At 67.2% G+C, this 12,300-nt stretch carries 14 protein-coding genes; 5 read left to right on the plus strand and 9 right to left on the minus strand.

Going from position 1 to position 12,300, the window contains the following annotated elements; translation table 11 throughout:
• Positions 1 to 80 precede the first annotated feature (80 nt).
• Entirely contained in the window at positions 81 to 560 is a 480-nt protein-coding gene (locus V6M51_RS08675; RefSeq protein WP_332766362.1) for an anthrone oxygenase family protein, read from the minus strand.
• On the minus strand, positions 553 to 1,389 hold the full coding sequence (locus tag V6M51_RS08680; RefSeq protein ID WP_332766363.1) for an NAD(P)H-binding protein: 837 nt from the start codon (positions 1,387 to 1,389) through the stop codon (positions 553 to 555). The genes V6M51_RS08675 and V6M51_RS08680 overlap by 8 nt, the downstream gene beginning before the upstream one ends.
• A 93-nt stretch (positions 1,390 to 1,482) precedes the next feature.
• Between V6M51_RS08680 and V6M51_RS08685 the strand changes: the two genes are divergently transcribed.
• On the plus strand, positions 1,483 to 2,106 hold the full coding sequence (locus V6M51_RS08685) for a TetR/AcrR family transcriptional regulator (protein ID WP_332766364.1): 624 nt from the start codon (positions 1,483 to 1,485) through the stop codon (positions 2,104 to 2,106).
• Here V6M51_RS08685 and V6M51_RS08690 read toward each other — a convergent pair.
• The 4 genes from V6M51_RS08690 to argH all read right to left on the minus strand — a co-directional run bounded on the left by V6M51_RS08690 (position 2,103) and on the right by argH (position 6,410).
• A complete protein-coding gene (locus V6M51_RS08690) occupies positions 2,103 to 3,344 on the minus strand; it encodes an LLM class flavin-dependent oxidoreductase (RefSeq protein WP_332766366.1) in 1,242 nt (413 codons plus the stop codon). The two genes, V6M51_RS08685 and V6M51_RS08690, sit on opposite strands and share 4 nt — an antisense overlap.
• 92 nt (positions 3,345 to 3,436) lie before the next feature.
• Positions 3,437 to 4,720: a diaminopimelate decarboxylase gene (gene lysA / locus V6M51_RS08695; protein WP_332766368.1), complete on the minus strand. Its 1,284-nt coding sequence runs from the start codon at positions 4,718 to 4,720 to the stop codon at positions 3,437 to 3,439.
• Positions 4,717 to 4,995, minus strand: a complete 279-nt coding sequence (locus V6M51_RS08700; RefSeq protein ID WP_332766370.1) for a hypothetical protein — start codon at positions 4,993 to 4,995, stop codon at positions 4,717 to 4,719. Before V6M51_RS08700 ends, lysA begins: the two co-directional genes overlap by 4 nt.
• A complete protein-coding gene (gene argH / locus V6M51_RS08705) occupies positions 4,995 to 6,410 on the minus strand; it encodes an argininosuccinate lyase (protein WP_332766371.1) in 1,416 nt (471 codons plus the stop codon). Before argH ends, V6M51_RS08700 begins: the two co-directional genes overlap by 1 nt.
• On the opposite strand from argH, the gene V6M51_RS08710 reads away from it, so the two are divergent.
• The 3 genes from V6M51_RS08710 (at position 6,411) to V6M51_RS08720 (ending at position 9,525) form a co-directional block, all read left to right on the plus strand.
• Positions 6,411 to 7,037 carry a TlpA family protein disulfide reductase gene (locus tag V6M51_RS08710; protein ID WP_332766373.1) on the plus strand — a complete coding sequence of 209 codons (627 nt, stop codon included), beginning with the start codon at positions 6,411 to 6,413 and terminating at the stop codon, positions 7,035 to 7,037. It abuts the gene before it with no gap.
• Positions 7,038 to 7,239: 202 nt separating this feature from the next.
• Positions 7,240 to 7,443 carry a cold-shock protein gene (locus V6M51_RS08715; RefSeq protein WP_254836037.1) on the plus strand — a complete coding sequence of 68 codons (204 nt, stop codon included), beginning with the start codon at positions 7,240 to 7,242 and terminating at the stop codon, positions 7,441 to 7,443.
• 204 nt (positions 7,444 to 7,647) lie between these two features.
• The gene (locus V6M51_RS08720) at positions 7,648 to 9,525 is read left to right on the plus strand and encodes a PAS domain-containing hybrid sensor histidine kinase/response regulator (protein WP_332766377.1); all 1,878 of its coding nucleotides are present in this window, start codon (positions 7,648 to 7,650) and stop codon (positions 9,523 to 9,525) included.
• Positions 9,526 to 9,533: 8 nt separating this feature from the next.
• Here the strand turns inward: V6M51_RS08720 and V6M51_RS08725 are convergent, their stop codons facing one another.
• Both V6M51_RS08725 and V6M51_RS08730 read right to left on the minus strand, forming a co-directional pair.
• Positions 9,534 to 9,962: a helix-turn-helix domain-containing protein gene (locus V6M51_RS08725; protein ID WP_332766379.1), complete on the minus strand. Its 429-nt coding sequence runs from the start codon at positions 9,960 to 9,962 to the stop codon at positions 9,534 to 9,536.
• A gap of 159 nt (positions 9,963 to 10,121) precedes the next feature.
• On the minus strand, positions 10,122 to 10,436 hold the full coding sequence (locus V6M51_RS08730; protein ID WP_332766381.1) for a helix-turn-helix domain-containing protein: 315 nt from the start codon (positions 10,434 to 10,436) through the stop codon (positions 10,122 to 10,124).
• 575 nt (positions 10,437 to 11,011) lie between these two features.
• Here V6M51_RS08730 and V6M51_RS08735 point away from each other — a divergent pair.
• Positions 11,012 to 11,404 carry a hypothetical protein gene (locus tag V6M51_RS08735; protein ID WP_332766383.1) on the plus strand — a complete coding sequence of 131 codons (393 nt, stop codon included), beginning with the start codon at positions 11,012 to 11,014 and terminating at the stop codon, positions 11,402 to 11,404.
• A gap of 161 nt (positions 11,405 to 11,565) precedes the next feature.
• Here the strand turns inward: V6M51_RS08735 and V6M51_RS08740 are convergent, their stop codons facing one another.
• A complete protein-coding gene (locus V6M51_RS08740; protein WP_332766384.1) occupies positions 11,566 to 12,282 on the minus strand; it encodes a PEPxxWA-CTERM sorting domain-containing protein in 717 nt (238 codons plus the stop codon).
• Positions 12,283 to 12,300: the final 18 nt, after the last annotated feature.

Here is a 12,300-nt window from a genome sequence, read left to right on the forward strand (position 1 = left end):
CGTCAATCATGGTGAAGTTTAGGTTCATGAAGCGTTAGGGCGGACGCCGACCCCGCATGGGGACCGGCGTCGAGAGGCCCCTACTTGAGCACCATGGCGAGGGTGAACAGGATCGCCGAGAGGATCGGCGCGACCGCGCGGACGTGGTTCCACATCGTCCAGACGTCGAGATAGCGCGGCCACAGCGTCGCCAGCTGGGCGGCGTCGGCGGCGGCCAGCTGGTTGTTCAGCGGCACGTTGAAGACCATGGTCGAGGCGAAGCAGCCGAGCAGGTAGAGCAAGCTGGCGACCAGGATCAGCCAGCCGCCTGGTCCTTGCCACCAGAATAGCGCCCCGCCGGCAAGGACCAGGCAGATCAGGGCCGTGCCCATCCAAGCCAGCATGAAGAGGGGATTGATCACGGTGATATTGATCATCCGCATGGCGGCGGTCCCCTGTTCGGCCGGTATGCGGGCTAGGGCCGGCATGATGAAGGTGGAGAAGGCGTAGAAGATCCCGCCGACCACGCCGCTGCCGATCGCGGCCGTGAAGACCGCTGTGGTCAGGACACGTTCAAGCATGGGTTCCTCCCCACACGCCGGTGGCCGCGGTCTGGCGCACATACTCGGAAAAGTCGCGCGGTTCGCGTCCGAGCGCCTGGCGCACGCCATGGGCGATTTGGGTATTGCGGCCGTCGAGGATGGTGGTGAGCAGGTAGAGGACCAGGTCGCTCATTTCGGCCGGAACCTGGGCTTCCTCGAGAGCGGCGCGGTACTCCTGCGCGGGGATGGCGGCGAAGGTGATTTCGCGCCCAGTGGCCGCCGCGATCTCCGCCACCACGTCCGCGAAGGTGAGCGCGCGGGGGCCGGTCAGTTCGTAGAGCCGGTGCGAATGGCCCGGCTGGGTCAGGGCGGCGAAGGCGACGTCGGCGATGTCCTCGACGTCGATGAAGGGCTCGGGCGCCGGGCCGACCGGCAGGGCCAGCTCGCCTTCCTGGAGCGGTTCGAGGAAGTGGGCTTCGCTGAAGTTCTGGCTGAACCAGCTCGCCCGCAGGATGGTCCAGTCGGCGTCGGTCGCCTGCAGGGCCCGTTCGGCTTCCTCGGCCTCCGCCTCGCCGCGGCCCGACAGCAGGATCAGCTTCCGAGCGCCGGCCGCCAGGGCCTGGGCGTAGAAGGCCGTCAAAGTCTCCAGGGCGCCCGGAACCGAGAGGTCGGGCTGGAAGGCCACATAGACGGCGCTGACGCCGTCGAGCGCGCTGGCCCAGGTGGAGCGGTCTTCCCAGTCGAAGGCCGGGGTCGCGTTGCGCGATCCGATGCGCACGGGACGGCCCGCGGCGATCAGCCGTTCCGCCAGGCGGCGACCGGTCTTGCCGTTGCCGCCGGTGATCAGGGTCAGAGCGTTGTTTTCCATTGTCATATCTCGCCTGCGCGTTAACATGAGGAAGTCTCATATTTGAGAAAGTGATAAACCCTCATATTTTGACGTCAAGAGGATTTGCGCGGGATGGCGGATATGGATCTGGAGGCCGGGGGACAGCGCCGGGCGCCCGCGCAGCAGCGCAGCCGCGAGCGGCTGGAGCGCATACTGAGGGCGGCCACGGAGTTGATCGCGGCCAAGGGCAGCGACCAGCTGAAGATGAGCGAGGTGGCCGAGCGCGCCGGGATCTCGATCGGCTCGCTCTACCAGTACTTCCCCGAGAAGAGCGCGATCATCCGCACCCTGGCCGAGCGCTACAACGCCGAGAACCGCCGGTGCATCCAGGAGGCCCTGGTGGGGGTCCGCGACCTGGAAGGGTTGAAGGCGGCCTATCTCGGGCTCATCGACCTCTATTACGAGATCATGCTGGCCGAGCCGGTGATGCGCGATATCTGGTCGGGCATGCAGGCCGACAAGCAGCTCGTCCTGTTGGAACTGGCCGAGAGCCGCGCCGCCGGGGCGATGCTCGCCGAGGTGATGGCGCGGGTCCACCCGGACGCCGATCCCGAAAAGATCGCCACCTCGGCCTTCCTGACCTGGCACCTGGGCGAGGCGACCATGCGCCTCGCCATCTCCCTCGACCGCGCGCAGGGCCGGGCCCTGGTGGAGGCCCACAAGCGCATGACCCTGCGCGAGATCCTCGAGCCCTAGCGGGTGGTCGCGTTGATCTGCGCTCGGACCACCGAGGCCGGCACCACCGGGATCTCATGGTCGGCGAGCGGCTGCATCCAGGCCTTGCGGCCCATGGCCGCGGCCACATAGGGAGCGAGTTCCCGGGCCTTGCGGGCCTCGCGCTCGGCGACCTGCGCCTTGAAGCCGCCCATCACCTCGGCGGCGAACAGCTCCAGCGACTCGCAGATGTGGTCGTGGCGGTTGCGGCCGGCCTGCTGCAGGAAGATCACCTGGTCGACGCCGGCGTCCTGGAAGGCTGTGATGTGCTCGCGGATGTCGTCGGGTGTGCCGATGCCGTTGGCGTTGCGCTCAGCCATGCTCCGGGCGGCGATGATCTCCTCATCGCTGTTGGCGCGCGACTTCTGGAAGTCGGCGAACAGAGTCGAGCGGCCGGGCAGGGCGTCGTGGGCCACCAGGGCGTTCACCGCATAGCCGAAGAACTCGAAACCCTCCTGGCCGCGCCGAATGGCCTCGGCTCGGTCGTTGTGCACGGAAAAATTCGAGACCATGGCGATGTTGGCGTTCACGCTGTGGCCGATGGGGACGCAGTCCTCGGACTTGATGATCCCGTAATAGATGTTGGCCCAGTTCCGCGCCTCCTCCGGATCGACGAAGGAGAAGGCCAGCGCGCCCAGCCCCTTGGAGGCGGCGATCTTGATGGTGTCGCGGTTGGTGCAGGCCATCCACATCGGCGGATGCGGCTTCTGCATCGGCTTGGGCACAACATTGCGGCAGGGGAAGGAGAAGCCCCGGCCCTCGAAACCGGGATAGGGGTCCATCACCATCATGTTGGCGATCTGCTCGGCCGCCTCCAGGGCGAGCGCCCGCTTCTCCTTGGCCGGGATGCCGAAGCCGCCCAGCTCCAGCCGCGTGGCGCCCTCGCCGATCCCGAAATCGAGCCGGCCGTGGGAGATGATGTCGAGCGTCGCCAGACCCTCGGCCGTGCGGGCGGGGTGGTTGTAGTTGGGGATCACCTGGCGGATGCCGTGGCCGACCCGGATGGTCTTGGTGAGCGCCGCGCAGGCGGCCAGGAACACCTCGGGCGCGGAGGAATGGGAATATTCCTCCAGGAAGTGATGCTCGACCTCCCAGGCGTAGTCGAAGCCCAGCCGGTCGGCGAGCACGACCTGCTCCAAGGCCTGGTGGAACAGCCGCGCCTCGTCGCCCTCGTTCCAGGGCTTGGGAAGCTGGTGCTCGTAAAAGATCCCGAAGCGCATCTCCGACCCTCCCGTCCGCCCTCGGCACGATCGCGCCGGGTTGGTTGGGCCCTACTTCCTGCGCCCTCGCCCGGTTTGGCAAGGGGCGGCGGCTAGAGCCAGGGGGCGGCGGCCTCCTTGGCCAGCATATCCTCATAGGTTGGGCGTGGCCGGACCACGGCGTGGTCGGCGCCCTTCACCAGCACCTCGGGGGCCAGCAGGCGGCTGTTGTATTCGCTGGACATCACCGCCCCATAGGCGCCGGCGCTGAGGAAGGCCACGAGGTCGCCGGCCTCAAGCGGCGGCAGGGCGCGCTCGCGGGTGAAGGTGTCGCCGGTCTCGCAGATCGGCCCGACCACGTCATAGACCACCGGGGCGCCGGGGCGCGGCTTGACCGGGACGATCTCGTGATAGGCGTCGTACATGGCCGGCCGGATCAGGTCGTTCATGGCCGCGTCCAGCACCGCGAATTTCCGGCCCTCCGGGCGCTGGTGGATGTGCAGCACCCGGGCCAGCAGCACGCCGGCGTTGGCGGCGATCATCCGTCCGGGCTCGAACGAATAGGCCACGTCCAGCCCGTCCATGGTCCTGGCGATCATCCGCGCATAGTCGGCGGGGGCGGGCGGGGTCGGTTGGTTGAAGTATGGGACGCCCAGGCCGCCGCCCAGGTCGAGGCGCTCGACCGCCAGCCCCTCGCCGCGCAGGCGCTCGACCAGGCCGCGCATCTTGGCGAAGGCTTCGGCCATGGGCGCCAGGTCGGTGATCTGGCTGCCGATATGGCAGGTGACGCCCACCGGCTTCAGGCCGGCGTTGTTGGAGGCCTTGGCGTAGAGCCGCTCGGCCTCGGAGAATGAGACGCCGAACTTGTTGTCGGCCTTGCCGGTGGAGATCTTGGCGTGGCCGCCGGCCGAGACGTCGGGATTGACCCGGATGGCGACGACGGCGCGGGTTCCCAGCGACTGGGCGACCCGGCTGGCCAGTTCCAGCTCGGGCTCGGACTCGACATTGATCTCGCTGACACCGGCCTTGAGCGCGAAGGCGATCTCGCCCTCGGTCTTACCGACGCCGGAGAAGACGATCTTCTCGGGCGGGACGCCGGCGGCGAGCGCCCGGCGGATCTCGCCTTCCGAGACCGTGTCGGCCCCGGCGCCCAGCCGGGCCAGGGTCTTGAGGACGGCGACATTGGAATTGGCCTTCACCGCGAAGGCCAGCAACGGATCAGCGCCGTGCTCGCCGCGGATCCCTTCGGCGACCAGGGCGTCGCGCAACACCGTGTAGTGCCGCTCGAGCGTGGCCGTCGAATAGACATAGACCGGCGTGCCCACGGCCTCGGCCAGGGCGCTCAGGGATACGTCCTCGCAGAAGAGCTCGCCCCCGTGGAGCTCGAAGTGGTTCATCTGGGCCGGGCGTAAGGATCGGGGATGGCGCCTTGCGGGGCGCTCGAGGTGGCGCTGGGCGCGGAGTCGATCGGCTGGGTGCGCGGCGGAACCGGCGCGTCGTCGCGATTGCGTGGATCGACCGTGCGGATCGCGCGGCCGGGATCGGACCCGGCGTCCGCGCCGGAGCCCTTGCCCATCAGCGGGCCGGGACGCTCCAGGGCGCCCATCTTGCCGCAACCGGCCAGGGCCAGGGCGCCCGTCAGGGCGGCGATCGCCGCTACTCGAAGGGTCATCACAGCTTCTCCTTCCAACGCGCGATCTGGGCGCGAACCTGTTCCGGCGAGGCGCCGCCGTAGCTCTTGCGGCTGGCGACCGAAGCGGCCGGCGTCAGCACGTCGAAAACGCCGGCCGTGATCCGCGGCTCCAGGGCCTGGAGCTCAGATAGGGGCAGGGAGGACAGATCGCAGCCGAGCGACTCCGCCTTTTTCACCGCCGCGCCCGTCACGTGGTGGGCGTCGCGGAACGGCATGTCCAGTTCGCGCACCAGCCAGTCGGCCAGATCCGTCGCCGTCGAATAGCCGGCGCCGGCCGCCGCGGCCATCTTCTCGGCCACGGGCTCCAGGTCGGCGATCATGCCGGCCATGGCGGCCAGCGAGAGTTCCAGGGCGTCAAAGGCCTCGAAGGTGGGGACCTTGTCCTCCTGCATGTCCTTCGAATAGGTCATCGGCAGGCCCTTCATCACCACGGTGAGCTGGGTGAAGGAGCCCAGCAGCCGCCCGACCTTGGCTCGGATCAGCTCCGCGGCGTCGGGGTTTTTCTTCTGCGGCATGATCGACGAGCCGGTGGTGAAGGCGTCCGAGAGCTTCACGAAGCCGAACTGCGGCGTCATCCAGATCACGATCTCCTCGGCCAGCCGCGACAGGTGGACGGCGCAGATGGTGGCCGCCGCCAGGGCCTCCAGGGCGAAGTCGCGGTCGGCGACGCTGTCTAGCGAATTGGCGGTCGGGGCGTCGAAACCCAGGGCCTGCGCCGTCGCGTGGCGGTCGATGGGGAAGGGCGAGCCGGCCAAGGCCGCGGCGCCCAGGGGGCATTCGTTCATCCGCGCCCGGGCGTCGGCGAAGCGCGAGGCGTCGCGGCCGAACATCTCCACATAGGCCATCAGGTGGTGGCCGAAGGTCACCGGCTGGGCCGGCTGCAGATGGGTGAAGCCGGGCATCAGGGTGGCCGCATGCGGCTCGGCCTTGGCCAGCAGGGCGGCCTGCAGGTCGCGGATCTGGGCGCCGGTGCGGTCACACGCCTCGCGGACCCACAGGCGGAAATCGAGCGCCACCTGGTCGTTGCGCGAGCGGGCGGTGTGCAGCCGGCCGGCCGCCGGGCCGATCAGCTCGCGCAGCCGCGCCTCGACGTTCATGTGGATGTCTTCGTACTCGTCGCGGAACGGGAAGGTCCCGGCGTCGATCTCGGCGGCGATGGCCTGGAGCCCGCCCTGGATCGCCGCCTCGTCCTCGCTTGAAATCACGCCTTGCTTGCGCAACATCGCCGCGTGCGCCCGCGACCCAGCCAGGTCCTGGGACGCCAGGCGCTTGTCGAAGCCGATGGAGACGTTGATCGCCTGCATCAGTTCGGCCGGTTTGGACGTAAACCGTCCGCCCCACATGGCTTGGCCATCTTGGGTCTTATTCGAGGCAGGCGAGGAGTTGTCGGTCATATGAGCGAGCGTTCGGATGAAGGTGCGGCCGGCGGCCCCAAGATCCCGCTGCGGTGGGTGCTAGGGGGCGTCGCCGTTCTCGGCGCCGCCGCGGTTCTCTACATCATCGGTCAGGCTTCCATAAACCCCCAGCAGGAAACGAACCTGAAGGGCTTCGCCAAGGGCGAGATGGCCAAGTTCGCGCTTCCGGTCGAGGCGGCCCCGCCGCCGGCGGCCGGCTTCCTCGACGCCAAGGGCCAAACCCGGCGCATCGCCGACTTCCGGGGCAAGGTCGTGGTGGTCAATATGTGGGCGACTTGGTGCGCGCCCTGCGTCATCGAGATGCCCACCCTGGCCAAGCTGGCCAAGAACTACGAGGGCAAGCCGGTCGAGGTGGTGGCGATCAGCGTCGACCGGCCCGACGACGAGGCCAAGGCCCGCGCCTTCATCGCCAAGCACGCGCCGCTGGCCTTCTATCACGATCCGAAGATGGCTCTGCCGTTCGCCTTCAAACCCGCCGCCGTGGGCATGCCGACCACCGTGATCTACGGCGCCGACGGGGTGGAGCGGGGCCGGCTGGCCGGGGACGCCGACTGGTCGGGCAAGGAGGCCAAGGCCCTGATCGACAAGGTGTTGGCGGAAAGTTGAACAGGCGCTGCGGTTGACCGGCGTCCTGGCCCATGGCCAGACTTCGGCCCAATCGGCGCTTTGGGCCTGCTGACGTTCTTCTCCCCACGCATTCCGCGCGGAACCGAACAGCCCGCTCCCCAGACGACTGAGATGGACCGGGCGACCGGCGATCCTCGTCGCGAGTCCGCGTGGAACACTGAGTCAGGGAGACGAGAAGGACATGGCCACCGGTACGGTCAAGTGGTTCAACGCCACCAAGGGCTTCGGCTTCATCCAACCTGATGACGGCGGCAAGGACGTCTTCGTCCACATCTCCGCGGTCGAGCGCGCGGGTCTGCGCAGCCTGAACGAGGGCGACAAGGTCAGCTACGAGGAGAAAGAAGAGCGCGGCAAGACCGCCGCGGTCGATCTGAAGCCGGTCTAGCCGACCTCCACGATCTGACGAATTGGGCGGACGCCGGACTCGCGAGGGGCCGGCGTCCGTTCTGCGTTTGAGTGTCGAGAGTGCGACATTGTGGCGCGCCCCTTCGAGCGTCCAGGCCTTCTACGGCAAGGCTCTGTTTACGGCTTTCCGGCGTCATGGCCGGGTGGGATCGAGAAACGACCCCGCAGGGGGAACGGGGCGCCCATGGAAGCTGAAGCCGCGGACGGCGAAGCCGCCGGTTGGTTCTTCGAAAACGCGCTCGACGCTTTCGTCGTCGTCAGCCATGGCAAGGTCGCGTCGGCCAATCCCGCCTGGCTCGCCCTGTCCGGCTGGTCGCAGGCCGAGACCCTCGGCCGTCCCTATGGCGAACTGCACCATCCCGATGAGGCGGAGATGATCGCCGCCCACGTCGTGCGGCTGAAGCGCGATGGCGCGGCGATCTTCGACCATCGTATCCCGGCGCCCAACGGGGACTGGCTGTGGGTGCGCACACGGGCCAAGCGAGCCGCTGACGGCCGCGCCCTGCTGGTGATCCAGGACATCTCGGCCGAGCACCAGATCGTCGAGAACAAGGAAAAGCTGGGCCGCGTGGCCGAACTGCTGGGCGAGACGGCCGGGGTCTATGTCTGGCGCTTCGACGCCGACACCTGCGAATATGATCTCAATCCCCTGGACACCGCGCGCGCCGATGACTCGAGCCTGCTGCGCATGGCCGAGGCGGCGTTCAAGGACCGGATCCACGCGGACGATCGCGACCATGTCGACGAGCTCTGGAGCCAGGTCGTGCGCACCGGCGACACGGGCATGGTCACCTATCGCCACCAGGCCGAGAGCGGCGACTGGCGCCGGTTTCGAACTGCCTGGCGCGGCGTGCGCGCGCTGCCGTCCGGCGACTGGGAGGTGCTCGGCATCACCCAGGACGTGACCGAGTTGGCCGACGCCCGGGACGCGGCGCTGGGCGCGGTCCAGGCCAAGACCGAATTCCTCGCCAATATCAGCCACGAGATCCGCACGCCGATGAACGGCGTGATGGGGGTGCTGCACATCCTCAAGAACGAAGCCCTGTCCGACGCCGGCCAGGTCCTGGTGGACGAGGCCCTGGCTTGTGGCTCGACGCTGGCCCAGATGCTCAGCGACATCATCGACTTCTCGAAGATCGAGAGCGGCGCCCTGGAACTGGCGCCCGAGGCCCTCGATCTGTCGCGGGAAGGCGATGTGGTGATCGGGATGTTGCGCGCCGACGCCGACGCCCGCGGCCTCTCGCTCGCCATTGAGGCGCCCGAGACCCTGGGCTGGGCGTCGCTCGACCCCGTGCGTCTGCGCCAGATACTGTTCAACCTGGCCGGCAACGCGGTGAAGTTCACCTTGCAGGGCGGGGTGCGGATCAAGCTGGCGACCTCCGGCGAGGGCGAGGCCCAGCGCCTGAGGATCGAGGTCGCCGACACCGGAGTCGGTATTCCCCTAGAGGCTCAAGCCAGCCTGCTCGACCGCTTCCAGCAGGCCGACGGCTCCAGCACCCGCCGGTTCGGCGGCTCGGGCCTCGGCCTAGCGGTGACCAAGGCCCTGGCCGAGCGCATGGGCGGCGGCATCGGCTTCAGCAGCATCGAGGGCGTGGGCTCCACCTTCTGGATCGAGATCGCCGCGCCGGTCTGCGGGCGCCCGGCGCCGATCACCGCCGACCGCTGGCTCGCCGGCCTGCGCATCCTGGTGGTCGAGGACAACGCAACCAACCGCATGGTGGCCTTGCGCATGCTGACCGAGCTGGGGGCCGAGGTGGAGATCGCCCGCGACGGCGCGGATGGGGTCGAACAGGCTGCGGCCAGTTCCTACGACCTCATCTTCATGGATATCCAGATGCCGGTGATGGATGGGGTCGAGGCCGCCCGGCGCATCCGGTCGCTTCCCGGCCAGGCCGGGGAGACCCCGATCGTCGCCATGACCGCCAACGTCCTGCCCGATCAGATCGAGACCTATCGGCGCGCGGGGATGGACGGCCACGTGGCCAAGCCGATTTCGCCGGCCGCCCTGCTGGCCGAGATCTCCCGACTGGCGGCGGATCTCGCCCCGGAACAGGCGGCCTAAGGCGCGCGCTAGGCCAGTTCGCGCTGGCGGGCGCGGGCTCCGCCGGCGTCGGTCTCCGTCAGGGTGCGCAACAGGTTGACCAGCGAGGCGCGGGCCTCCTGCGGCAGGCGTTCGAAGGCCGTCAGCAACTCCAGGGCGCCCGGGGTGCGGATGCGGCTGAGCATGTCGATATCGCCGCCGATCTCGGCGCCTGACGTGTCGAGCACGTCCATCAGGTCGACCACCCGGCAGCGTAGCGCGCGTGCGATCTGGACCAGCCGGGAGAATGAAATGCGGTTGGCGCCGTTTTCGTACTTCTGGATCTGCTGGAAGCTGACCCCGCACTGTTCGGCCAGGGCTTCCTGAGACATCCCGATCGTGCGACGGCGTATCCGAACCGAGGCGCCAAGGGCTACATCCATCGGGTCCGGTGTCTTGTTCGAGAGCTCCGCGTTCATCGTCGTCTCCTCACCCGAAACGTCCGCGGTCTGAACGAAGCGCGCCGGGGATCGCTTAGGATTCGATGAAGTTAAGGCTCATATTTCAACTTTGAAAAGTGCGCTCATCGTCTCAGGCTTGACCATAGACGAGCATGTTCAGCGAACATGTTTCTTGGACTAGCTGGATGTGGCCGTCTTGCCCCCAAGCGAGAGCAACGAAGTCTTCGCCTCGCCTGACGCTATCTCGGCGACATCTGCCCCGTTTAGGTGGGGTTTCTCAAGGCCGTCGTAAAAATAGTGAACCGGCACCTCAAGCGCATCGGCGAGCCGCCAGATCATCGAGGCCGAAATCCGATTGGCGCCGCACTCGTACTTCTGGACCTGCTGGAAGGTCACGCCGCAAAGCTGTCCCAGTTGACGCTGGGTAAGGTTCAATTCCCGCCGCCGGTGGAAAAGGCGTTTGGCCAGGTGAAGATCTATGTTGTCGCGCATGGTTTTGCTGCGGTGTTGTGTTCAAGGGTTTCGGTCAAGACAGGTCAGAATGGGACGCCTGCCGTCTTCCACATAACGACAGGCAAGTTGCGAACCATCCGACTCAGGTTGAAGGCGTTCCCGGACCGTCCATTCCTTGCCGGCGCCTCACCGATCAGGGTGGCGGCGCAAGCATAGGGCCATTGGATGTCGTTCTTCGCCTCGCCCCGTCTGCCGGGTGGCCGACACTTATGGCGTGAGCTTGGGTGAACGCCGGCTGAACCGTCAGCATGGCGCGCGCGACTCGAGTTAAGGTTGAGTCCGTCCTAATACTTCATAATCGGGGTCGCGCCCCCTGGAATTCGTCGCCGAATGACCCCGTTTTCGGCCCGCGACTGGTCGCGGATCGACGCTCGCGACCTCGAGGCCCGCTCCCGGTTTCGGAGGTGGGCCTTCCGCGTTGCGATGCCAGGATGGGCGAAGGGCGCGGCCGAGGCGGGATGCTCGGCCAGGGAGGTCGTGGTCGACCTGCCCCAAAGTCGTCACGCCCAGACGGCATAAGGCGCGAGATCGTCGCATCGCCAGGAGTTCGCGCCATGACGCGGTTAGCCGCCCTCATCCTCGTCCTAGCTGTCACCTCGACCGGGAGCGCCGCATCGGCTCAGACCTGTTTGAGCGTGCTGGGCTGCGCGGCCAAGTCCACGGGAACGTCGGCTGTCACGCCGCCTAACCTTGCCGTTGGCCCGACGCCTGGAACGCTGGAGGCGGCTGCCGGACCCACCCTGTCGGAAGGCGGCGCGGCGCTGCTCTACGACAGCCTTGGCAATCTTCGCGCCATCCCGGGTGCGGCTCGAAGCGATCCGAACCCAGTCACTCCAAGTGCGCCTGACCTGGTCACGAAGAGCCCGTCGATCAGCCCAAACGGGGCCCCCGCCGCCAGCGATCCGCGCGCGGCGCGCCTGCAGGCCATTCCCCAAGGTCCGGACTGATCGGCATCCGCCACTACGTTTCCGTGCGGAGAGGCTGGGCCCTTTCGCATTGCTCGCACCCCGGACACCTTCGACCGGCGTCGCATCGCCATGCCCGCCCCATCTAAAGTCGCCCACAACCCTGAGAATCTGAAATCAGGACAGCCGCGATGAGCGACGGCCTACGAGGCGGCTTGGACTTGGCGCGGTGACCGCCGGCGAACGGTCGCCCCGACCATGCCGAAGCCGACAATCATCATCGCCCAGGTTGCGGGCTCCGGGATGCCGCCCGGGCTGAGCGTGACGGATAGGTACTCCGTGTGGGGACCGCCGGGGCTGATGCCTCGGATTAGCGCGTCGCCATATTCGCCATAGCGGACGATTTCGACGGGTCTAGTGATGGATGGGAGCGCGCCCCGATCGATCTCTCCGAGGCCCCTAATTCGAACGTCAGGGCCTTCAAAATTGAATATGTAGTAGAAGTATTCGCTGTACGCGTCCGTGGCTTGTTCTATTGAGAACGAATAAAATTCTGTGAGATCGAAAACCACCTCCACAGGAGGACGGTAAATTTCCACGAGTTCGTCGTTTTCGTCGTAATAAAAGCAACCGTCCCAGCTATCTGGCAACGGGCAAGGCTCTTGCCCGGTGAACCTGCCCCGCGCGTACTGAATTGGCGACGGACGTCCTGACGAGGCGTCCCAGCTGTAGGTCCGCGTCAGGCCGTTTTGCTGGAACTCCAGCCCGCTTGTGTTGTATCGAAGCTCCATGGACCAGCCGTTCCAGTCGGGGTCATCATTGTAGTCACCCGATATGGTGGCGATCATCACGGTGGCGTCAGCAGCGCCGGCACACAGAAGCGCTGCCGCAGCCAAGCTCGATGCAAGAAGCTTGATCATCCTGAAATCTCCCGAAGA

The sequence above is a fragment of the Phenylobacterium sp. genome (assembly GCF_036677185.1).
GTDB lineage: Bacteria > Pseudomonadota > Alphaproteobacteria > Caulobacterales > Caulobacteraceae > Phenylobacterium.

Coding starts and splice junctions, on each gene's coding strand:
- V6M51_RS08710 (WP_332766373.1), top strand. CDS start 6,411: ATGAGCGAGCGTTCGGATGAAGGTGCGGCCGGCGGCCCCAAGATCCCG.
- V6M51_RS08700 (WP_332766370.1), bottom strand. CDS start 4,995: ATGACCCTTCGAGTAGCGGCGATCGCCGCCCTGACGGGCGCCCTGGCC.
- lysA (WP_332766368.1), bottom strand. CDS start 4,720: ATGAACCACTTCGAGCTCCACGGGGGCGAGCTCTTCTGCGAGGACGTA.
- V6M51_RS08720 (WP_332766377.1), top strand. CDS start 7,648: ATGGAAGCTGAAGCCGCGGACGGCGAAGCCGCCGGTTGGTTCTTCGAA.
- V6M51_RS08715 (WP_254836037.1), top strand. CDS start 7,240: ATGGCCACCGGTACGGTCAAGTGGTTCAACGCCACCAAGGGCTTCGGC.
- V6M51_RS08740 (WP_332766384.1), bottom strand. CDS start 12,282: ATGATCAAGCTTCTTGCATCGAGCTTGGCTGCGGCAGCGCTTCTGTGT.
- V6M51_RS08725 (WP_332766379.1), bottom strand. CDS start 9,962: ATGAACGCGGAGCTCTCGAACAAGACACCGGACCCGATGGATGTAGCC.
- V6M51_RS08675 (WP_332766362.1), bottom strand. CDS start 560: ATGCTTGAACGTGTCCTGACCACAGCGGTCTTCACGGCCGCGATCGGC.
- argH (WP_332766371.1), bottom strand. CDS start 6,410: ATGACCGACAACTCCTCGCCTGCCTCGAATAAGACCCAAGATGGCCAA.
- V6M51_RS08730 (WP_332766381.1), bottom strand. CDS start 10,436: ATGCGCGACAACATAGATCTTCACCTGGCCAAACGCCTTTTCCACCGG.
- V6M51_RS08685 (WP_332766364.1), top strand. CDS start 1,483: ATGGCGGATATGGATCTGGAGGCCGGGGGACAGCGCCGGGCGCCCGCG.
- V6M51_RS08735 (WP_332766383.1), top strand. CDS start 11,012: ATGACGCGGTTAGCCGCCCTCATCCTCGTCCTAGCTGTCACCTCGACC.
- V6M51_RS08680 (WP_332766363.1), bottom strand. CDS start 1,389: ATGGAAAACAACGCTCTGACCCTGATCACCGGCGGCAACGGCAAGACC.
- V6M51_RS08690 (WP_332766366.1), bottom strand. CDS start 3,344: ATGCGCTTCGGGATCTTTTACGAGCACCAGCTTCCCAAGCCCTGGAAC.